The organism is Serratia sp. MYb239 (assembly GCF_002966855.1).
GTDB lineage: Bacteria > Pseudomonadota > Gammaproteobacteria > Enterobacterales > Enterobacteriaceae > Serratia_B > Serratia_B rhizosphaerae.
Genome location: NZ_CP023268.1, coordinates 2886052 through 2908851 on the forward strand (window position 1 = coordinate 2886052; position 22800 = coordinate 2908851).

Annotated in this window: 12 protein-coding genes; 4 read left to right on the top strand and 8 right to left on the bottom strand. The window is 63.6% G+C overall.

Features of this window, described 5'->3' with window-relative positions:
• The first annotated feature begins 7 nt into the window (after window positions 1-7).
• A complete protein-coding gene (gene narL, locus CLM71_RS13925; RefSeq protein WP_105231538.1) occupies window positions 8-667 on the top strand; it encodes a two-component system response regulator NarL in 660 nt (219 codons plus the stop codon).
• Here the strand turns inward: narL and CLM71_RS13930 are convergent.
• Entirely contained in the window at window positions 660-2144 is a 1485-nt protein-coding gene (locus CLM71_RS13930; protein WP_105231539.1) for a YchO/YchP family invasin, read from the bottom strand. The genes narL and CLM71_RS13930 overlap by 8 nt on opposite strands.
• Before the next feature lie 254 nt (window positions 2145-2398).
• On the opposite strand from CLM71_RS13930, the gene CLM71_RS13935 reads away from it, so the two are divergent.
• Both CLM71_RS13935 and CLM71_RS13940 read left to right on the top strand, forming a co-directional pair.
• On the top strand, window positions 2399-3688 hold the full coding sequence (locus CLM71_RS13935) for an acyltransferase (protein WP_105231540.1): 1290 nt from the start codon (window positions 2399-2401) through the stop codon (window positions 3686-3688).
• A 201-nt stretch (window positions 3689-3889) separates the two neighbouring features.
• Window positions 3890-5143 carry an EpsG family protein gene (locus CLM71_RS13940; protein ID WP_105231541.1) on the top strand — a complete coding sequence of 418 codons (1254 nt, stop codon included), beginning with the start codon at window positions 3890-3892 and terminating at the stop codon, window positions 5141-5143.
• Between the two features lie 16 nt (window positions 5144-5159).
• On the opposite strand, the gene CLM71_RS13945 is transcribed toward CLM71_RS13940, so the two are convergent.
• From CLM71_RS13945 to putP, 7 genes are all read right to left on the bottom strand, one after another.
• The gene (locus CLM71_RS13945; protein ID WP_105231542.1) at window positions 5160-7808 is read right to left on the bottom strand and encodes a nitrate reductase; all 2649 of its coding nucleotides are present in this window, start codon (window positions 7806-7808) and stop codon (window positions 5160-5162) included.
• Window positions 7805-11947 (bottom strand): nitrite reductase large subunit NirB, encoded by a 4143-nt coding sequence (gene nirB / locus CLM71_RS13950; RefSeq protein ID WP_105231543.1) that lies wholly within the window; start codon window positions 11945-11947, stop codon window positions 7805-7807. The genes CLM71_RS13945 and nirB overlap by 4 nt, the downstream gene beginning before the upstream one ends.
• A gap of 9 nt (window positions 11948-11956) precedes the next feature.
• On the bottom strand, window positions 11957-12745 hold the full coding sequence (locus tag CLM71_RS13955; RefSeq protein ID WP_105231544.1) for an ABC transporter ATP-binding protein: 789 nt from the start codon (window positions 12743-12745) through the stop codon (window positions 11957-11959).
• A gap of 10 nt (window positions 12746-12755) precedes the next feature.
• Window positions 12756-13658 (bottom strand): nitrate ABC transporter permease, encoded by a 903-nt coding sequence (gene ntrB / locus CLM71_RS13960; RefSeq protein ID WP_105231545.1) that lies wholly within the window; start codon window positions 13656-13658, stop codon window positions 12756-12758.
• Window positions 13655-14932 carry a CmpA/NrtA family ABC transporter substrate-binding protein gene (locus tag CLM71_RS13965; RefSeq protein ID WP_105231546.1) on the bottom strand — a complete coding sequence of 426 codons (1278 nt, stop codon included), beginning with the start codon at window positions 14930-14932 and terminating at the stop codon, window positions 13655-13657. Before CLM71_RS13965 ends, ntrB begins: the two co-directional genes overlap by 4 nt.
• Window positions 14933-15201: 269 nt before the next feature.
• Window positions 15202-16455, bottom strand: a complete 1254-nt coding sequence (locus tag CLM71_RS13970; RefSeq protein ID WP_105231547.1) for a nitrate regulatory protein — start codon at window positions 16453-16455, stop codon at window positions 15202-15204.
• 131 nt (window positions 16456-16586) lie between these two features.
• Window positions 16587-18071, bottom strand: a complete 1485-nt coding sequence (putP, locus tag CLM71_RS13975) for a sodium/proline symporter PutP (protein ID WP_105231548.1) — start codon at window positions 18069-18071, stop codon at window positions 16587-16589.
• A gap of 595 nt (window positions 18072-18666) precedes the next feature.
• On the opposite strand from putP, the gene putA reads away from it, so the two are divergent.
• On the top strand, window positions 18667-22638 hold the full coding sequence (putA, locus tag CLM71_RS13980) for a trifunctional transcriptional regulator/proline dehydrogenase/L-glutamate gamma-semialdehyde dehydrogenase (protein ID WP_105231549.1): 3972 nt from the start codon (window positions 18667-18669) through the stop codon (window positions 22636-22638).
• Window positions 22639-22800: the final 162 nt, after the last annotated feature.

Sequence of the window (22800 nt, forward strand, 5' to 3'; positions counted from 1 at the left end):
AGAAGTTATGACCACCGAAACTGAAGGTGCCGCCACCATACTGCTGATTGACGATCACCCCATGCTGCGCAACGGCGTCAAACAGTTAATCAGCATGGATTCCCGCTTGCAGGTCATCGCCGAAGCCAGTAACGGCGCGCAGGGCGTTGAGCTGGCGGAACAGTTTGACCCGGATCTGATCCTGCTGGATTTGAATATGCCCGGCATGAACGGGCTGGAAACCCTCGACCAGCTGCGGCTGACCGCCCTGTCCGGCCGGGTGGTGGTGTTCAGCGTCTCCAATCACGAAGACGACGTCGTCAGCGCGCTCAAACACGGCGCCGACGGCTATTTGCTGAAAGATATGGAGCCGGAAGTCCTGCTGAAGGCGCTGCATCAGGCCGCCGCCGGTCAGATGGTGCTGAGCGAAACCCTAACGCCGATCCTGGCCGCCAGCCTGCGCGACAACCGTCCGGCCGCCGAACGCGATATCCAGCAGCTGACCCCGCGCGAGCGCGATATTCTGAAGCTGATCGCCCAGGGGTTACCGAACAAACTGATCGCCCGCAAACTGATGATCACCGAAAGCACGGTGAAAGTGCACGTCAAACACCTGTTGAAAAAGATGAAGCTAAAATCCCGCGTCGAGGCCGCCGTATGGGTGCTGCAGGGAAAAACCGTCAGTTAAGCGCCGGCACCTGCGGTGTCTGCAGCATTTTCGGCTCGGACAGTTCGTCTTCCCGGCCGCCGCCGGCGCTCAGCGGCGGCGTCAGCTGCAGCGTGATCCAGTTGGAAGTCACGCGCTGCTGTTTTTCATCTTCCAGCGTCACCGACAGCCGGTAACGGTTTTCCGCTCCCGGCGTATCGTCCCAGGCCGGCATAATCACGCTCCAGCCGTGCGGATCGGTATTGTTGCGCGGCGGCGTCAGACTCAGGGTTTGGGTATCACCCTGCCAGCTGACGCGGGTAATCTTGTTGCTGGCGCGAATATCCACCACCAGCTGCAGCGTTTCACCCGGCTGCAGGTTCCACGGCGGCGTCGCCAAAAACACCTGCAGCGTCTTGCGTTGTTTAAACTCCAGCACCGGCACACTGTTGCGTTCGATCGGATCGTAGCGGCTGCCGCGCAGCGACTTGGCCTGCGCCACGTATTCCGGCGAGATCTGCTTCGACAACGGCACGCCGAAACGGTAATTGACCGACAGCTCCACCCTGTCTTGCGTTTCACCGCCGTCGCCCAACTTGTGCTGCGCCTTCAGCGTCATCAGCGGCACCGGCGTATAGTTCAGCCCCAGCTGCATGGCGCGCGGATCGCGCTGTTTATTGCCGCTGCCGAACAGGTCGACATTGTCGCCGAGATACTGCTCATAGCTCAGCGTAGCGCCAAGCTGGCGGTAAAACGGCAGATAACCCTGGGTGGTAATATCATAGCCGCGCGCCGGACGGCTGAGGAAAACACCGTCGCTTTGCTGCTCACGCATCGCCGAAAGCGGCTGATAGTAATTGGCGGAAAAACGCAGGTAATCCCCCCAGGCTTCGGCGCCGACGCTGGCGCGGTTGCGCTGGTTCTCCAGATCGCTGTCAAACACCGTGTTGTAGCCCAGCAGCCAGTCGCCGCTGACCCAGCGCTGACCCAGCCCCAGATTGGCCAATGAACTGTCGGTGCGCTGCTGGAAACCGAGCTGGCTGTAGGTCAGCAGACCGTTAACATCGTACAGCGGGCTGAACAGTTGCCCTTTACTGCCGGAAAAGTCGCCGTCCGAAGTCAGCGCCAGCGAGACATTCGCCGTTCCCAGCGGCGACAGCAGTTCCTGCGCCTGCTGCTGCAGCAGACCGGTCGCCTGGCCGATGGCGTAGTTCTCCGCCTGGGTGCGCAGTTGCTCCCTCGACACCTTATTCAGGTTACTCTCACCAAAGGATTTGGCCTTGGTCGCCCACTCTTTTTCCCGCGCGCTTTCCAGCAGCGTGCTGCCGCCCAGCTCCGGCAGGTCGGCGGCGGCGTTTTTATTCCGGTTCACCACGGAGTCGGGCGCCGGCGGCGACTCTGCCGCAACAGGCAAGATGGGAAGCAGAGGAACTAACAGACACAGCAGCGAAACCCGGCGGGCCGCACTGCCGTCAGCAATAGGTCTAACTTTGCGGAAATGTTGAATCAAAACTGCCATTAAACTCGCACCACGTCCCCGTCCACGGGAGAGGGTAAACTCAATTTTTGCTACGGTTACTCCGAACCGCAGACAGCCAAAGATGTATTCACTATAGCACAGGCCCGCGCCCGTTATCCGTGAGTCGCCGGAGTAAACGACGATACCGCAGCATAGTCCGTAGCCCCCAGAAAACAATCAGATAAAACTCAATCGGCAATGACATGAAACCTGCTATGCTTCGAACCACTTTGACGTGCAGAGCAGGAGGCTGAGTGAGCCAGAAACAACCAAGTAAAGAGCGCTTTATCGGCCTGGAGTGGCTGAGATTTCTGCTGGGGTGCTATGTGATGGTGTACCACACCGCCCACCAGTACCCGCAAATCCGCAGTATTCCCATGCTGCCGGAATTCACCAGCATGGGCTTTTTCGCCACCAGTACCTTCTTTATCCTGTCGGGTTTTCTGCTGAGTCACGTCTATTTCAACGGCAATCAAATGCGCGAACCGGCACGCACTTTCTGGGCCAAACGCTTCTTTAACCTGTATCCGATTCATATTGCGGCCTTGCTGATTGCCATCCTGACGGTCACGCTAATGCAGTGGTGGGCGATTCCGCCGGAAGGCCCCGCCGCCAGCCTGCGCTTTGTGATTTACGACACCAATGAAGAGCTGGGGCGGACCAACCCGGAAATGTTCCGTCACTATATGACCAACCCGCAGCTGGCGTTTAACACGCTGCTGCAACTGCTGATGCTGCAGGCCTGGAACCCCTACTTCCTGACCTTTAACGCCCCGCTGTGGTCACTGTCTACCCTGTTCTTCTTTTACCTGCTGTTCCCGCTGCTGGCGCCGCGTCTGCTGGCCGTACGCAATAAAAAGCTGTGGTTTGTGCTGCTGTGGGGGCTGTATCTGCTGCCGGCTATATGGGTGATCTGGCAGCAGCAATATGGCATGCCGTATACCGGCCTGTTGCAGCGCGGCCCGCTGTTCCGCCTGCCGGAGTTTCTGGCCGGCATCGTCTGTTACGCCATCTTCCGTCAGCGACGCGCCGATGCGGTGCCGCACGGCGCCGTCTGGCGCTGGGGCTGCGTCGCCTTTATCGCCGCCTGCTTTGTCATCGCCACCTTCCTGTTCACCCACGGCGGTGCCAAATACTGGTACTTCCTGCTGCATAACGGCCTGCTGCTGCCGGCGCAGTGCGCGCTGGTCTATCTGAGCGCGCTGGCCCGCACCCCGGCCAGCCGCTGGGTACAGCACTGGTCGCCACGGCTGGGGGCCGCCTCGCTGTCGATCTTCGCACTGCACGTGCCGCTGTTTAACCTGTTCCGCACCGTTGAACAGTGGCTGCGCGGCGATCCGCTGGGCTGTTTCAGCAGTTGGAGCGCCTGTATCGCCGCCGCCGGCGAGGTGAAACTGTCGATTACCGGCTATCTGCTGTATCTGTTGCTGAGCGTGATGCTGTGCCTGCTGTTCCAGGAGCGTTTCGTCGTGCCGCTGCGCAACGCGCTGACCCGCCGCTTCCTGCCGGCCAAGCGCCAGCCGGCCGGCAACGGCGGCGCATAAGCGCGGCGCGCTCGCCTTTTGCCGATTTATTCGCCCCATTTCACTGAATTTCATCTCTCCCGTTTTCCTTCTTCACCCCGCAGCCAACCGGCAGCGGGGTGAAACCTGCGTCATTTCACCAAAACTCACATGCGCGCGGGAAGCGACGAATGTTAGCCTGCACTACGCATTCAGGGACATTCGGGCAACGGAGAACCGCTTATGCCAAACTCATCCGCCGCGGCCGCAGGCATGCCGGAAACGCGCTTTCCCGCGCTGGGGTGGCTGTTGCCGCCGCTGGCTTTGTGCGTCTGGTTCGCACCTTATATCTCGCTGGTAGCGGGCTGCGGGCTGATCGCCGCCGTGATGCTGCTGCGCCAGCGGCCCAGCCGCAGCCTGAGCCTGGCCGCCTTTCTGATCCTGACGCTGATATCAGCGGTGCCGCTGGCGACCAAAACGCTGGAGCCGCGGATGAACGACAAGGTGAATTACTACCTTGAGATGCTGCAGGCCAGCGGCTACGGCCTGACGGAGTGGCTGACGCAGTTTTCCGGCGCGGACTTTCTCTCACACCTGCTGTTCAAACTGAGCGCCATGCTGTTCGGCAGCGGCAACGCCGCCTTCGCCGCTTTCTTTATTGTCAGTTTCTCGCTGCTGGCCCTGGGCGTCTATCGTCTGACGCGGGTCTACTTTGCCGTCATCCTGTTTCTGTTCTGCTGTCAGTACAATTTTCAGGGGCTGTACGGCAATCTGCTGCGTCAGGGGCTGGCGCTGTCCTTTCTGGTGCTGGCGGCGGCAGAGCAGCGACGCGCGCCAATGCTGCTGTGGATTATCCTGGCCTCTCTGAGCCACTTTTCGTCCTACCTGTTCCTGCCTTTCCTGCTGCTGCCGGCGCGCTGGCGCACTATCGGCACCCTGCCGGCGCTGGCGGCGTTCGCCGCCTGCTACCTGGGCGGCGCGCTGCTGATGCCCAAACTGCTGGCGCTGGTCGGCAACGACTTTCTGGCGACGCGCGCCGAGGCCTACGTCAGCGGCAGCTTCGGCAATAATCCGCTGCGGAAAATTCAGATAACGCTGCTGTATATCGCCGTGGTGGAGGCGCTGTATCAGTTTTCCCGCTTTTACTTCCGCCACCGCGACCACCCGGCGCTGCAGAGCGCCTACGCGGTGCGGCTGATGTTTCTCTATACCTGCGCCATCTTCTTCGCCACCAGCAGTTTTGAAGAGGTCGCTAACCGCTACTCGTTCAATATGATGATTTTCGTGCTGATCTTCATCGTCATTATCTGCGGCCAGTTGAAAGACGCCGTCAGCCGGGTGCTGCTGACGCTGCTGTGTTTCAGCCTCGGCGTCGCTTCCTATCTGTACATCAATCTGATTGGCGTACAGCAGTTTTGGTACGGCGATCTGCAGGCGCTGCTGACCGACAGCCTGCCGGCGGTGTTCGCCAAGCTACAGATCAGCGGTGCGCTGTAGTCAAAACGCCCGGCCTTCAGGCCACCTGCCGGCCGGCGTGCTGCGCCAGCAGCTTCTTCAATTCCGGCAGGCAAGAACCGCAGTTGGTGCCGCACCGCAGCGCTTCGCCCAACGCTTCAGTGCTGCCGCAGCCCTGAGCGATCGCCGCCATAATCTGCGGCTCCCCGACGCCAAAACAGCTGCACACCGTCCGCCCCTGCGCCGCCTGCCCCGGCGCGGCGCGGCCGGCCAGCAACGCCAGCCGCGGCGGCCCCGACGGCGGCGCCTGCTCAAAGGCCGCCAGGATTGCCGCCCGATCGAGCGCCAGCGCCTGCCGGCGCACGTAAAACGCCAGTTGCACCTCTCCCCGCCGCCAGCCGATCAGGTGATAGCCGTGCTGCGACAGCGACGCACTCTGTAGCGTCAACCCCTCCAGGCCAAAGTGCTGTTGCAGCCAGGCTTCCCAATCCGCCACCGGCTGCTGGCCGGCCATAATAAAATGCGTCGCCTGCGCCTGCGTGACCCGGCTCCAGTAGATGCCTGCCGGCGGCGTCGCCGTGCCGCGCAAAAAGATCTCCGCCTGCCAGCAGGCAGGCCAGCGGCTGACGCGTACCGGCGCATGCTTGCTCTCCGGCTGGCCGGACAGCGCGTCGACCACCGGCGGGATCAGGCTGTCCACCCGCCCCTGCGCGGTGAAACGGTCATTCCAGTGCATCGGTACGAAGACGCTGCCGCGCCGCTGGTCCGTCGTCAGCTGCGCACGCGCGATCATCCAACCGTGGCGCGTGGCAAGGCGCGTCAGCTCGCCGTCGGCAATGTCCAGCGCCGCCGCATCCTGCGGGTGCAGCGCGCAGAATGGCTCGCTGATATGGCGCATCAGTCGCGCCGTTTTGCCGGTACGCGTCATGGTGTGCCACTGGTCACGAATGCGTCCGGTATTCAATACCAACGGGTAGCGCAGCGTCGGCGCATGCTGCGGCAGACGCGGAGCGATCGGCAGCAGCCGCGCTTTGCCGTCGGGGTGGAAGAAACGCCCGTCGGCAAGCAGCCGCTGACACCCCGTCGGGTATTGCGCGTTCACCGGCCACTGCAGCGGCGTCATCTGCCGCCAGGCCTGGCGGTCAAGCCCGGCCAGCCCGCTGATATCAAACGCCCGCGTCCCCTGATTCTCAAAACCGGACAGCGCCGCATGCTCGCTGAAGATCTCGGCCGGATGGCGGTAGTCGAACGCCGCGCCGTAGCCCATGCGCTGCGCCACCTGGCTGAGGATCCACCAGTCGGCGCGCGCTTCGCCCGGCGGCGGCAGAAAAGCGCGCTGGCGGGAAATGCAGCGCTCCGAATTGGTCACGCTGCCCTCTTTCTCCCCCCATGCCAGCGCCGGCAGGCGGATATGCGCCAGCGCGGCGGTATCGGTGTCGGCCATCACCTCGGACACCACCACCAGCGGGCACTCTTTCAGCGCCTGACGCACCCGATCGGCGTCCGGCAAAGACACCACCGGGTTGGTGCCCATAATCCATACCGCCTTCACCGTACCGTCGGCCACCGCGCGGAACAGATCCACCGCGTTCAGCCCCGGCCGGCGCGCAATGTTCGGCGCCTGCCAGAAACGCCGCACGCGGTCGACCTCCTCCTCGCCAAAGCCCATGTGTGCTGCCAGCTGGTTGGCCAGCCCGCCCACTTCGCGCCCGCCCATGGCATTCGGCTGACCGGTCAGCGAAAACGGCCCGCAGCCCGCCCTGCCGATGCGGCCGCCGGCCAGGTGCAGGTTGATAATGGCGTTGCATTTATCCGCTCCGCTCGACGACTGGTTCACCCCCATGGAATACAGCGTCAGCCAGTTTTTCGCCTCCGCCAGCAGGTGGAAGAAGGCCGTCACCTGCGCCAGCGGCAGCTGACAGTATTGCGCCACCCGCTGTGGCGTCCACGCTTGCGCCGCCTGCAGCGCCGCCGCCGCGCCTTCGGTGTGGCGTTGTAAAAATGCCTCATCCAGCAAGCCCTGCTGCGTCAGCCAGTGCAGCGCGCCGTTAAACAGCGCTGCGTCACTGCCGGGACGCAGCGCCAGATGCAGATCGGCGTCGTCACAGCTGGCGGTGGCGCGCGGGTCGATCACCACCACCTTCATCACCGGCCGCTGCTGACGGGCGCGCATCAGGCGCTGGTAGAGGATCGGATGCGCCCAGGCGGCGTTGGATCCGCACAGGATCGCTACATCCGTCAGTTCAACATCCTGATAGCTGCAGGGCACCGCATCGCCGCCGAAGGCGCGTTTGTAGCCCACCACCGCCGACGCCATGCACAGACGCGAATTGGTGTCGATATTGGCCGCGCCGATAAAACCTTTCATCAGCTTATTGGCGACATAGTAATCCTCCGTCAGCAGCTGGCCGGACGCGTAAAACGCCACCGCCTGCGGCCCGTGCTGCGCAATGATCTGCGCAAAGCGCCGGGCGACCGTCTCCAGCGCCTGCGGCCAATCGACCTGATGACCGTCAACCTGCGGCTGCAGCAGCCGCCCCTGCAGATCCAGCGTTTCCGCCAGCGCGCTGCCCTTGACGCACAGCCGGCCGCCGTTGGCCGGGTGCGCCGCGTCGCCGCTGACGCTGATAGCGTCGCCCTGCGTCGTCACCGCCACGCCGCAGCCGACGCCGCAATACGGGCAGGTGGTGCAGTGCAGCGCGCTCATAACGCCGCCCCCGCCATCTCCTGCGCCTGTGGCTGCAGCGGGCCAGGCTCGCCGTACACCCACACCCGCTCCTGATCCACCCGCACCGGCCAGACCTCGAGGCGCACATTGCTGTCCTCCAGGCTGACGCCGTCACGCAGGCGGAAGCGCTGCTTGTACAGCGGCGAGATCACCACCGGCTCGCCCGCCGCGTCACCCAGCAGACCGCGCGCCAGTACGTTGGCCGAACTGCCCGGCTCGCGGTTGGCCAGCGCGTACACGCCGGCGCCCGGCAGGTGAAACAGCGCCACCTGCCGTCCGGCCACCCGGGCGGCGATGCCGCTGTGCGGCGGAATATCGCCCAGCGCGCACACCTCTTCCCACTGCGCCTCAGGTTCCCGCGCCGGCTGCACCTCAATCACCTGAGCGCGCGCCTCGGCCGGGCGGCGCTGTCCGCGCTCCGGCTGCCACACTACCGCCTCGTCCGGCTGGTCACTGTTGACGAACGCGCGGAACTGGCGCAGTTTCTCCGGGCTGGCCAGCGTGGTTTGCCATTCGCACTGGTAGCTGGCGATCACCGTCTGCATCTCGTTTTCCAGTTCCGCGGCGATGCCGAGGCTGTCCTCCAGCACCACCTGCCGCAGATAGTCCAGCCCGCCCTCCAGATTATCCATCCAGGTGCTGGTGCGCTGCAGCCGGTCAGCGGTGCGGATATAGAACATCAGGAAACGGTCGATGGTGCGGATCAGCGTAGCGCTGTCCAGATCGCTGGCAAACAGATCGGCATGGCGCGGTTTCATGCCGCCGTTGCCGCACAGGTAGAGGTTCCAGCCCTTGTCGGTGGCGATCACCCCCACGTCTTTGCTCTGCGCTTCGGCGCATTCACGCGTGCAGCCCGATACCGCCATCTTGATTTTGTGCGGCGAACGCAGCCCCTTGTAGCGGTTCTCCAGCTCAATCGCCAGCCCGGTAGAATCCTGCACGCCATAGCGGCACCAGCTGGAACCGACGCAGGATTTCACCGTGCGCAACGATTTGCCGTAGGCGTGGCCGGTTTCAAAACCGGCCTCCACCAGCTGTTGCCAGATCTCCGGCAGTTGCTCCAGGCGCGCGCCGAACATATCCACCCGCTGGCCGCCGGTTATTTTGGTATACAGCTGATAGCGCTGGGCGATCTGTCCGATGGCGATCAGCCCCTGCGGCGTGATTTCGCCGGCCGGTACCCGCGGCACGACCGAATAAGTGCCGTCCTTTTGAATATTGGCGAAGAAGCGATCGTTGGTATCCTGCAGCGGCAGGTGCTGCGGCTCCAGCAGGTATTCATTCCAGCAGGAGGCCAGAATCGACGCCGCCAGCGGCTTGCAGATTTCGCAGCCGTGGCCGCGGCCATGTTTTGCCATCAGTTCGTCGAAGCTGCGGATATTACCGACCCGCACCAGGTGGTACAGCTCCTGGCGGGAATAGGCGAAATGTTCGCAGACGTCTTTTTTCACCTCGACGCCGCGCTGCGCCAGTTCATGCTCCAGTACCTGTTTCACCAGCGCCGCGCAGCCGCCGCAGCCGGTGCCCGCCTTGGTGCAGCTTTTCACCGCCGCCAGATCGCCGCAGCCCTGTTCCACCGCCGCGCCGATATCGCCCTTGCTGACGTTATGGCAGGAGCAGATCTGCGCGCCGGCCGGCAATGCGGCCACCCCCAGCCCTTTTGGCGCCCCGCCGGCGGCGGCCGGCAGGATCAGGCTTTCCGGCGCCGCCGGCAGCGGCAGATCGTTCAGCATCATCTGCAACAGCGTGCTGTATTCGGCGCTGTCGCCCACCAGCACCGCCCCCAGCAGTTTTTTGCCGTCGGCGGAAACCACCAGCTTTTTGTAGACCTCCGCCGGTCCGTCAACCCAGCTGTAGCTCTGGCTGCCGGCGCTGCGGCCGTGGGCGTCGCCGATTGACGCCACCTCCACCCCCAACAGTTTCAGCTTGGTGCTCATATCCGCACCGCAAAACTGCGCGACGCCGCCGGCCAGCGTATCCGCCAGCGTGCGCGCCATCTGATAGCCCGGCGCCACCAGACCGAAAATCTGCCCGTTCCACAGCGCGCACTCGCCGATGGCGAAAATCGCCGCATCGCTGGTGCGGCACTGGTCATCAATCACGATGCCGCCGCGTTCACCCAGCGCCAGATCGGCATCCCGCGCCAGCTGGTCGCGCGGGCGGATGCCGGCGGAAAACAGGATCAGGTCGGCCTCCAGCCGCCCGCCGTCGGCAAAATGCATGCAGTGACGGTGTAACAAACCGTCCTCTATCGCCCGGGTTTCCTTGCCGGTATGCACATTAACCCCCAGCGCCTCGATTTTTTTACGCAGCATGGCGGCGCCGCCGTCATCCAACTGTACGCCCATCAGGCGCGGCGCGAATTCCACCACGTGGGTTTCCAGCCCCAGCTGACGCAACGCGTTGGCCGCCTCCAGCCCCAGCAGGCCGCCGCCCACCACCACGCCGACCCGGGCGCTCTCCGCGCTGGCCGCAATGGCCGCCAGATCGTCCAGCGTGCGGTACACCAGACAGTCCGGCCGCTGGTTACCGGGGATCGGCGGCACAAACGGATAAGAACCGGTAGCCAGCACCAGTTGGTCATAGGCGGTTTCCCGCCCTTCGCTATCCGTGACGCACTTGCGCTGACGGTCGATGGCGCATACCCGCAGGCCCAGCCGCAGTTCAATGCCGTAGCGGTCAAAAAAGCCATCTTCCACCACCGACAGCGACTGCGCGCTGCGGCCGGCAAAGAATTCGGACAGGTGCACGCGGTCATACGCCGCCACCGGTTCTTCGCCAAACACCACAATGTGGTAGCGCTGATGCAGCTCGCGCGCCACCAGCTGTTCCAGGAAGTGATGTCCCACCATGCCGTGACCGGCGACCAACAATACGGGTTTGTGCATATCGCTTTTCCTCTCGTTCGCCGTCACTGCGGCTTCACACTCTGTCCTGCCGAACAGCAGCGCCGCCGGATCCGTCACCGGGCGGCCCAGCCGTTGCAGATAAAATTGCGCGTCGCCGGCGTCGCCATACAGCAGCACGCCGTGCAGTACGCCGTCGCGCAGCAGCAGGCGGCGGTAGTGCTGCGCCTGCGGATCTTCGGCGTAATGAACCTCATCGCCCTCTGCCGGCTGTACCTCGCCGGCGCACAGCATGTCGATGCCGCTGACCTTTAAGCGAGTGTTCAGCGGCGCGGGCCGGAAGGGTTCACTCGCCTGCCCGGCCAGCCGCTGCGCCAGCAGCGTCGCCTGCTGCCAGCACGGCGCCACCAGACCGAAGGTGGTTTCCCCCAGCTGGCTGCACTCGCCCACGGCGTAGATCGCCGGATCGTCGGTCTGCTGGCGCTCGTCCACCATGATGCCGCGCTGACAGGCCAGCCCGGCCTGCTGCGCCAGCGCGATGGCCGGCCGCACGCCGGCGGCAATGACCGCCAGATCGCAGGCCAGTTCGCGCCCGTCGCTCAGTCTGGCGCCCTGCAGTTCGCCGTCGCCGTAAAAGGCGCTGACCTGCGTCGCCAGATGGCTGTCGATGCCGCGTGCCGCCAGGTTGTTCTGCAGCATGCCCGCCGCGCGCGCATCCAACTGACGCTCCATCAGCCACTCGCCCCGGTGCACCACCGCGCTGCGCACGCCGCGGGCGGCCAGCGCCGCCGCCGCCTCAATCCCCAGCACGCCGCCGCCCACCACCAGCGCCCGCGCCCCCGGACGGCAGCGGCCGAGCATCGCCTCGACGTCATCCAGCGTGCGGAAGCCGTACACGCCGGGCAGTTCAATCCCTGGCGTCGGCGGCAGCCACGGCCGCGAACCGGTGGCGAACACCAGCTGGTCATAGGCGACGCTGCCCGCACGGGTGATAACCCGCCGCGTCTGCCGATCCAGCGCCAGCGCCGTTTCGCCATGCCGCAGCGCGACGCCATGCTGGCGATACCACGCCAGCGGATGCAGCAGCGCGTCGTCGAAGGATTTCTCGCCCGCCAGCAGCGGCGACAGCAGAATACGGTTGTAGTTGCCGCGCGGCTCCTCGCCGATCACCGTGATGGCATAGCGCTGCGGCGCCAGCTGGCACAGCGTCTCCACCAGCCGCATGCCCGCCATGCCGTTGCCGATCACCACCAGGCGTTGCTGCGTTGCCATACTCATCTCCTACGCCGCCTTGGCGTGCTTTTCGTACAAAAACGTCAGCACCTGCTGGCGGTAACGGTGATAGGCCGGGTCATCCGCCAGCGCGACGCGAGAGCGCGGACGCTCCAGCGCTACCTGCAGAACTTCACCGACCGTGGCGGCCGGGCCGTTGGTCATCATCATCACCCGGTCAGACAGCAGCACCGCTTCGTCGACATCGTGGGTGATCAGCACGATGGTGGTATGCAGCCGCCGCTGAATATCCATCACCGCATCCTGCAGATGAGCGCGGGTCAGCGCGTCCAGCGCGCCGAACGGCTCATCCATCAGCAGGACTTTGGGCTTCATCGCCAGCGCGCGGGCAATGCCGACGCGCTGCTTCATACCGCCGGAAATTTCATGCGGCCGTTTATGCAGCGCATGGCCCATATGCACCAGCGCCAGGTTATGTTCGATCCAGTCGCGCATTTCAGCGCGGGTCATCTGGCCGCGGAACACCTGATGCACCGCCAGCGCCACGTTCTCGTAGGTGGTGAGCCACGGCAGCAGCGAGTGGTTCTGGAACACTACCCCACGCTCCGGGCCGGGGCCGTCGATCTGGCGGTTATCGCACAGCAGCACGCCGTCGCTCGGCAGCGTCAGCCCGGCAATCAGGTTCAGCAGCGTGGATTTGCCGCAGCCGGAGTGGCCGATCAGGCTGACGGTTTCACCCGGCTGAATATCGATGCTGACCTGATGCAAGGCGACAAACTCGCCCTGCGGCGTATCAAAGCGCTGGCTGACGTTCTGGATCTGGATAATCGGTTTCATCGCGGGCTCCTTAATGGCTCTGATAACTAAAACGCTTTGCCAACCACATCAGCCCCTGCTCGAGCAGCAGGCCGACCACGCCAATCACCAGAATGGCGACGATGATGTTTTCGACGTTGAGGTTGTTCCACTCATTCCAGATCCAAAAGCCGATGCCGACGCCGCCGGTCAGCATCTCCGCCGCGACGATCACCAGCCAGGCGATGCCGATCGACAGCCGCACGCCGGTCAGCACATACGGCAGCACCGCCGGGAACAGGATCTTGCGCATCACCGTCCACTCCGACAGTTTCAACACCCGCGCCACATTGAGGTAATCCGCCGGGATACGCGTGACGCCCTCGGCGGTATTGAGGATCATCGGCCAGATAGAGCAGATGAAAATGGTCCAGGTCGACGCCGGTTCGGAACGCTGGAACAGCAGCAGGCCGATCGGCAGCCAGGCCAGCGGGCTGACCGGACGCAGCAGGGAGATAATCGGCCCCAGCATATGCGCCATAAAGGCGAAGCGGCCGACCAGAAAGCCGACGGGAATGCCCACCAGCGCCGCCAGCGCAAAGCCGCCCGCCACGCGCTGCAGCGACGCCAGCACGTTCCAGCCCAGTCCCTGATCGTTCGGCCCGGCGTAATAAAACGGGTCGGCAAACAGCGTCAGCGCCGCCTGCCAGGTAGCCAGCGGCGTCGGGATGCCCTCGCTGTTTTGCGCGACAATCTGCCAGACGGCGATCGCCAGCAGCAGGCCCAGCAACGCCGGCAGCGCACGCCGCAGCAGCGGCTGCCAGCGCAGGCGGCGGCGCGGCGGTGTCTTGGTTTCCGGAACCGGGGCAGCCGCAGTCTGCACCTCTTTCAACGGGACAATCTGCGCGCTCACCGGCTCGGCGGCGGCGTCGATACGTTCAGCCAGATTTTTCATTGCCTACCTCTCACGTCACGTTTAACAGCAAAACTGTTGGCGTACGCCGCCGGGTTGCTGCCGTCCCAGCGTTTGCCATCGATCAGGGTGCTGGCGCGCATCGCGCTGGCCGGCAGGCTGACGCCGCCGACCGCCGTCGCCGCCTGCCGGTAGATATCGATACGGTTAATGCGCGTGGCGACCGCCAGGTAGTCCGGTTCGGCCTTCAACAGCCCCCAGCGTTGCTGCTGGGTCAGGAACCACATGCCGTCGGACAGATACGGGTAACTCACCTCGCCGTCGCGGAAAAAACGCATGGCATGCGCGTCCTGCCAGCGTTTGCCCAGGCCGTTCTGGTAGTCGCCCAGCATGCGCCCGGTAAGAAACGCCGCGCTGGTGTTGATGTAGGCGCGCCCCGCCAGCCGGTTGGCGCTTGCCACACGGTTGGCGTCGGAGGCGTCGATCCAGCGCGCGGCATCCAGCACCGCCGCCGTCAGGGCGCGCGCGCTGTTCGGGTGGGCGCGCACCCAGTCGTCGGTGGTGCCCAGCACCTTTTCCGGATGATCCGGCCAGATTTCCTGCGTGGTGACGGCGGTAAAGCCGATGTTTTCGGCAATCGCACGCTGGTTCCACGGCTCGCCGACGCAAAAACCGCTCATATTGCCGATCTTCATGTTCACCACCATCTGCGGCGGCGGCACCACCAGATTGCGCACGTCGTTGTAGGGGTGAATGCCGGCGTGGGCCAGCCAGTAATTCAGCCACATGGCGTGAGTGCCGGTGGGGAAGGTCTGCGCGAAGCTGTAGGCGCCCTTTTCCTCGCGGTCGATCAGCGTTTTCAACGCGGCGGCGTCACGCACGCCGGCCTGTTTCAGCTGGTTGGCCAGGGTGATGGCCTGGCCGTTATTGTTCAGCGTCATCAACACCGCCATATCGCGCTGCGGGCCGGCGGCGCCCAGCTGCAGGCCGTAAATCATGCCGTACAGCGCATGGGCGGCGTCCAGCTCGCCGGACAGCAGCTTGTCGCGCACCGCTGCCCAGCTGGCCTCTTTGCTGGGAATGATTTCGATGCCGTATTTCTCATCAAACTTTTTCACCGCCGCCATCACCACCGAGGCGCAGTCGGTGAGCGGAATAAAGCCGACGCGCAGCCGTTTTTTCTCCGGCGCGTCCGACCCTGCCGCCCAGGCGGCATTGAACAGACCCGGCGCCATCATGCTGCCGCCCAACGCCGCGCTGCCGAGCAGAAAGCGGCGGCGCGACAGCGCCATTCCCGGCGATTTGGTGTGCGTCATCAACAGCTCCTCATCTGGGTGCGAAAAACAAAAAAGGCGTCCCGTCGGCGCGCTTCACCCACGGTGAAACGCACAGAAAGGACGCCTTTATCCAAATTAGTCAGGTCATCAACCGCCGTTGGCTGATAACGCATAAAACAATGCAGTTTACGTGCCAATGTTTGTCAGCGCCGGCTGGCGCGGGCCAACGCGCACGGCGACCACGCGGTATGGCGGCGATTGCACAACGGCGAGGCATCGCCTGCACTGAGGCCGTGCAAATCCCCCGGCTATTTCCCCGGCAGGATATCCGCCACCGCCAGCATGGCGCGGGCAATATCAATCAGACGCTTATTCTGGTCCATCGCCATTTTGCGCAGCAGCTGGTAGGCGCTCTCTTCCGTCAGACCGCGATACTGAATCAGCAGGCTTTTGGCGCGATCGATTTCCCGCCGCTCCTGCAGGGTGGCGCGCGTCGCCGCCAGCTCCTCCGACAGAGCCTGCAGGCGCTGCGACTGCTGCCGGATCATCGCCATCAGCGAACGCCCCAACTGCGGATTAACGCCGTCGTCGAGCAGTGCGTCGCCGTCGGCCGTTGCGCTGACAAACACCGTATAGCCCTGCTCCGGCGCGGGCCACGTCGGCTCCTGCTGCGTCAGCGCCCGCTGCGCCGCGGCCAGGCTGGCGCGGCAGCCGTCCATCAGCGCAACCTCCAGGCGATCCTCAATCTGTTTCATCGCATCAATGCGCGCCGAGGTGATATCAAACCAGCGCAGGCTGAGATCGCCGCCGGGCTGCCGCTGGGTGCAGGCAACGCGCCGCAGGCGTTCAAACTCGCGATCGTCCTGCTGCTGCAGCCGCCGCCACTGCGCCAGCGACGCGGGGTCGGCAAACTCGGCGAAGGTGTGAAAACAGCGATCCTGTCCGTCCATCAGCTGCGGCAGCCGCTGCTGCGCCGCGTCGTCAAACTGCCCGGCGGCAAAGCCCGCCGCCCCCAGCGCCCGCTCCTGCCCGGCCAGCTCTTTACCCTGCATAAAGCTGAACATGGCGATCAGCCGGCGCGCCATGGCCGGTTCCAGGCAGGCATCCGTCGCCTCATACACCAGCGCCAGCAGGCTGTGAATGATCGCGTTAAAATGCTGCATCGCCTCGGCGGGCGTCAGGCTGCGCGCATCCGCCTGCTGACGCAGCGCCGGCAAAGCGGTGAGATGCTGCAGCGCGCCGGCGATACGGCCGAACAGCCGGCCGGCGGCCGCCAGCGGCGCGGTGGTGGCATCCATCTGCGCCAGCAGACGTTGCACCGCCCGCTCGGCCTGCGCCACATCGTCGCGCCGCGCCGCCAGCCGATCGCCGAACAGCGCACCCTGCGAGCAGAGATAAATATTTACCGTGCCCCGCTCGCGCTGCAGCATATGGATCAGTTGGCTCACCTGTCCCACCAGCTGCCCCATGTGCAGCAGCTGTTGCAGTACGGCGATCTCACAGCGTTTCGACGCCAGCAGGAAATCGGCGGCGCTGGGCGGAAAGGCGGAATTGCGGCTCATGGTGCAGGCTCCGTTCAGCTAGAATAGGCGGAAACCTGCAAAAGCCGTGCCGGGGCGTCATCGCCGGATACGGCATAAAAAGGCCTCCACAGTGGGAGGCCGTTGGTCATCCATGCTGTCGTCAGCAGGCGTTACACGGTTTTAAATTCCGCTTCCGCCTGGTCGAAACGTTTGGTCATGGTGGCTGAAGGCTTGCGGCCCATCAGGCTGACCAGCACGATCGCAATGCTGGCGAACAGGAAGCCAGGGATGATTTCATACAGATCCAGCCAGCCGTACTGTTTCCACACCAGTACCGTGATCGCACCCACCAACATGCCGACCAGCGCGCCGTTGCGCGTCATGCGCGACCAGGTGACGGAGAGCAGCACCACCGGCCCGAAGGCGGCGCCGAAGCCGGCCCAGGCGTAGCTCACCAGCCCCAGCACCCGGTTTTCCGGGTTGGCGGCCAAGGCAATGGCGATCAATGCCACCACCAGCACCATAACACGGCCGACCCACACCAGCTCACGCTGGCTGGCGCCTTTGCGCAGGAAGGCTTTGTAGAAATCTTCGGTAATAGCGCTGGAGCACACCAGCAGCTGGCAGCTCAGGGTGCTCATTACCGCCGCCAGAATTGCCGACATCAGGATACCGGCCACCCACGGGTTGAACAGGATCATCGCCAGTTCGATAAACACCCGCTCGCCGTTTTCCGATACGTTGCCCGCCTGCGCCGGGTTATTGGCGAAGTAGGCGATGCCGAAGAAGCCGACCGCGATGGTGCCCGCCAGGCACAGGATCATCCAGGCCATGCTGATGCGGCGCGCGCTGCGGATGGTGCGGTGAGAGTCCGCCGCCATAAAACGCGCCAGAATGTGCGGCTGACCGAAGTAGCCCAGCCCCCAGCCGAGCAGCGACAGGATCGCCACCAGATTCAGCCCTTTGAGCATATCCAGGTTGGCCGGGTTCTTCGCCTCAATCACCATCATGGAGGTATCAATGCCGCCGACGGCCAGGATCACGAACACCGGCGTCAGGATCAGCGCAAAGATCATCAGGCCGGCCTGCACGGTGTCGGTCCAGCTCACCGCCAGGAACCCGCCGATAAAGGTGTACAGAATGGTCGCCGCCGCGCCGGCCCACAGCGCGGTTTCATAACTCATGCCGAAGGTGCTTTCAAACAGGCGTGCGCCGGCAACGATGCCGGAAGCGCAGTAGATGGTGAAGAATACCAGGATCACCACCGCCGAAATTATCCGCAGCAGTTTGCTGTTGTCTTCAAAGCGGCTGGTGAAGTAGTCCGGCAGCGTCAGCGCGTTGTTGTTGGCTTCGGTATGCACCCGCAGCCGGCCCGCCACCAGTTTCCAGTTCAGATAAGCGCCGATCGCCAGGCCGATGGCGATCCAGCTTTCGGAAATGCCCGACATGAAAATCGCGCCCGGCAACCCCATCAGCAGCCAGCCGCTCATATCGGATGCGCCGGCGGAGAGCGCGGTCACCACGCTGCCCAGGCTACGGCCACCAAGGATGTAATCATCGAAGTTGTTGGTCGCCCGGTAGGCGAGTAAGCCGATCAGCACCATCCCGAAGATATACACCAGGAAGGTCACCAGCATAGGTGTGCTTATTGTCATTCAACTCTCCACTTTCATTTTCCCCTTCATCCTTCGCCGGCAACGCCGTGAATTCTTTCGGGTGTTTTAATTCGCGCTGTAGTGCGGTGTCTGTCGCCTGCCGACGCGTCGGAACGAAACGCCGTCGGCGCAGTGCGTAGTCAATCTCGTTTTTGCCCGGTATTGTCAGACCGCTGGCTATCCTAGATGACCTTTTTGCCATTCAACAACACTTTTAACAACAAAGTTACACAAAGTTCACCCTGCGTCACATTTAACCAGGTTATCGGTTGCACTCCCCCTACGCACCCGTAGTTGCACCCCGGCAGAATAAACCATAAAAATTCAGGGGTGACCGGTTATACTGCATATTCCCCGGCAGCCACTGAATAACGAGCAAAAACCATGCCGCTTCCTGCGGCCAAAAAATCGAGTTAACTCACACTTCGTTAATCAGCCTGATTTAACAAGGTTGCACAAAGTTGCAACATGCAGGATATTGTCTGCCTTCAGACATACACAACATATTTCACGAGCCTATCCCCGCAGGCTAAAAGCGGCCCGGAATTTGTATAGCCTGCCGGGATAGGTTCTAAACACACAGGAGCTGGATGGTATGGGCACGACCACAATGGGCGTCAAGCTTGACGAGGCAACGCGCGATCGCATTAAAAACGCTGCACAACGCATCGATCGCACGCCGCACTGGTTAATCAAGCAAGCCATTTTTAATTATCTCGAACGTCTTGAGAGCGGTTCCGATATCCCTGAAATTCCTGCAGTTAATGCCGCCAGCAGTGGCGACGCGGACGACATTATGCCGCAACCGCAGGAAGAGTCCCACCAGCCGTTCCTGGAATTTGCCGAACACATCCTGCCGCAGTCGGTCACCCGCGCCGCCATTACCGCCGCTTACCGCCGCCCGGAGCAGGAAGCGGTGCCGATGTTGCTCGAACAGGCGCGATTACCGGCCGATCTTGCACAGGCCACCCACAAGATGGCCTACGGCATCGCCGAGAAGCTGCGGAACCAAAAGAGTGCACACGGACGCGCCGGCATGGTGCAAGGCCTGCTGCAAGAGTTCTCGCTTTCGTCACAGGAAGGCGTGGCGCTGATGTGTCTGGCGGAAGCGCTGCTGCGCATTCCGGACAAACCGACCCGCGACGCGCTGATCCGCGACAAAATCAGCACCGGCAACTGGCACTCCCACCTGGGACGCAGCCCGTCGCTGTTCGTCAACGCCGCCACCTGGGGGCTGCTGTTCACCGGCAAACTGGTGTCCACCCATAACGAAGCCAACCTGTCGCGCTCGCTGAACCGCATTATCGGCAAGAGCGGCGAGCCGCTGATCCGCAAAGGCGTCGATATGGCGATGCGCCTGATGGGTGAGCAGTTCGTCACCGGTGAAACTATCGCCGAAGCGCTGGCCAACGCGCGCAAGCTGGAAGACAAAGGCTTCCGTTATTCTTACGACATGCTGGGCGAAGCCGCGCTGACCGAGGCTGACGCACAGGCCTATATGGTCTCCTACCAGCAGGCGATCCACGCCATCGGCAAAGCCTCCAACGGCCGCGGCATTTATGAAGGCCCGGGGATCTCGATCAAGCTGTCCGCCCTGCACCCGCGCTACAGCCGCGCGCAGTACGAGCGGGTAATGGAGGAGCTGTATCCGCAGCTGCTGTCGCTGACCCTGCTGGCGCGTCAGTACGATATCGGCATCAATATCGACGCCGAAGAGGCCGACCGTCTGGAGATCTCGCTCGATCTGCTGGAAAAACTCTGCTTCGAACCGCAGCTGGCCGGCTGGAACGGCATCGGCTTCGTTATTCAGGCCTATCAGAAGCGCTGCCCGTTTGCCATTGACGCGGTGATCGACATCGCGCAGCGCAGCCGTCGCCGCCTGATGATCCGTCTGGTGAAAGGCGCCTACTGGGACAGCGAAATCAAACGCGCCCAGATGGACGGCCTGGAAGGCTACCCGGTCTACACCCGCAAGATCTACACCGACGTCTCCTACCTGGCCTGCGCACGCAAGCTGCTGTCGGTGCCGAACCTGATTTACCCGCAGTTCGCCACCCATAACGCCCACACGCTGAGCGCGATTTATCATATGGCGGGCAACAACTACTATCCGGGGCAGTACGAGTTCCAGTGCCTGCACGGGATGGGCGAGCCGCTCTACGAGCAGGTGGTTGGCAAAATCGCCGACGGTAAACTGAACCGTCCGTGCCGCATCTACGCACCGGTCGGCACCCATGAAACGCTGCTGGCCTATCTGGTGCGTCGTCTGCTGGAAAACGGCGCCAACACCTCGTTCGTCAACCGTATTGCCGACACCACGCTGTCCCTCGACGAGCTGGTGGCCGACCCGGTGCTGGCGGTGGAAGCGCTGGCCGCCAGCGAAGGCCAGATTGGCCTGCCGCATCCTAAAATTCCGTTGCCGCGCGATCTGTACGGCGAAAAACGCGTTAACTCCAGCGGTCTGGATCTGTCGAACGAACAGCGTCTGGCTTCCCTGTCCAGCGCCCTGCTCACCAGCGCCGCGCAAGAGTGGCGCGCCGATCCGATTATCGACGCCGACGCCGATCAGGGCGTGGAACAACCGGTGATTAACCCGGCCGAACCGAGCGATATCGTCGGTTACGTGCGTGAAGCCACCGAAGGCGAAGTCAGCCGCGCGCTGGACGCCGCCGCCGCCGCCGGCCCTATCTGGTTCGCCACCCCGCCGGAAGAGCGCGCCGCGGTGCTGGAACGCGCCGCCGAGCTGATGGACAGCCAACTGCAGAATCTGATTGGCATTCTGGTACGCGAAGCGGGCAAAACCTTTAACAACGCCATCGCCGAAGTGCGTGAAGCGGTCGACTTCCTGCATTACTACGCCGGCCAGGTGCGCGACGATTTCGCCAACGACAGCCACCGTCCGCTGGGGCCGGTGGTCTGTATCAGTCCGTGGAACTTCCCGCTGGCGATCTTCACCGGGCAAATCGCCGCGGCGCTGGCCGCCGGCAACAGCGTGCTGGCCAAACCGGCGGAACAGACGCCGCTGGTAGCGGCGCAGGCGGTGCGCATTCTGCTGGAGGCCGGCATTCCGCACGGCGTGCTGCAATTGCTGCCGGGCCTGGGGGAAACCGTCGGCGCGCAGCTGGTTAATGACGAGCGCGTGCGCGGCGTGATGTTCACCGGCTCCACCGCGGTGGCCGGCATTCTGCAGCGCAGCATCGCCGGACGTCTGGATCCGCAGGGGCGGCCGACGCCGCTGATCGCCGAAACCGGCGGCCTGAACGCGATGATCGTCGACTCCTCGGCCCTGACCGAGCAGGTGGTCACCGACGTGGTGGCTTCCGCGTTCGACAGCGCCGGCCAGCGCTGCTCCGCGCTGCGCGTGCTGTGCATTCAGGAAGACGTGGCGGAACACACGCTGCAGATGCTGCGCGGCGCGATGGCGGAGTGCCGCATGGGCAACCCGGAACGTCTGTCCACCGATATCGGCCCGGTGATCGACGCCGAAGCCAAAACCGGCATCGACCGCCACATTCAGACCATGCGCTCCAAAGGCCGCAACGTGTATCAGGCGGCGCAGAACAACGCGCAGGATGAGAAAGAGTGGCCGCGCGGCACCTTCGTCAAGCCGACGCTGATCGAGCTGGAGAGCTTCGACGAGCTGCAAAAAGAGATCTTCGGCCCGGTGCTGCACGTGGTGCGCTACCGTCGCGCCAACCTGGAAGCGCTGGTCGATCAGATCAACGCCGCCGGTTACGGCCTGACGCTGGGCATTCACACCCGTATTGATGAAACCATCTCACGGGTGACCGAGCGCGCCAAGGTGGGCAACCTGTACGTTAACCGCAATATGGTCGGCGCGGTGGTCGGCGTTCAGCCGTTCGGCGGCGAAGGCCTGTCCGGCACCGGTCCGAAAGCCGGCGGCCCGCTGTATCTCTATCGCCTGCTGGCTAACCGTCCGGAAGACGCGGTGCAGCGCACGCTGGACCGTCAGGACGCCGAGCGCCCGATGGAAGCCAGTGCGCGTCCGGCCCTGCTGGCGCCGCATCAGGCGCTGGAGAAATGGGCGGTGGCGGAGAACCTGCGCGATCTGGCGCAGCTGGCGCAGCGCTATGCCGAGCTAGGCCAGGGCGGTACCGTACGTCCGCTGCCTGGCCCGACCGGCGAACGCAACACCTATGCCCTGCTGCCGCGCGAGCGCGTGCTGTGTCTGGCGGATAACGACGCCGACGCGCTGACGCAGCTGGCTGCCGTATTGGCGGTCGGCAGCCAGGCGCTGTGGCCGGAAGCGGAGCTGCAGCGCACGCTGTACCGTCGTCTGCCAAACGAAGTGCAGGCGCGCATCGCCTTCACTAAAGACTGGCAGAGCGATAAGGTGGAGTTCGACGCCGCCATGCATCACGGCGACGCCGATCAGCTGCGTATCCTGTGCGAGCAGATCGCCCAGCGCAGCGGCGCCATCGTCTCCGTGCAGGGCTTCGCCTACGGCGAAACCAATATTCTGCTGGAGCGCCTGCTGATTGAACGCTCGCTGAGCGTCAACACCGCCGCCGCCGGCGGTAACGCCAGCCTGATGACTATCGGCTGATTAGTTACCACTCGGTAAGACAAACCCCGCTTTTGGCGGGGTTTGTCTTTTGTGGGCAGCATCGATGATTACCCTGTTGAAAATCCGACTATCCATACCGGATAATCAAGCACTGCGCTCACCAAACAGGTTATCAGAGCGGTTTCATCACCCAACGCACCG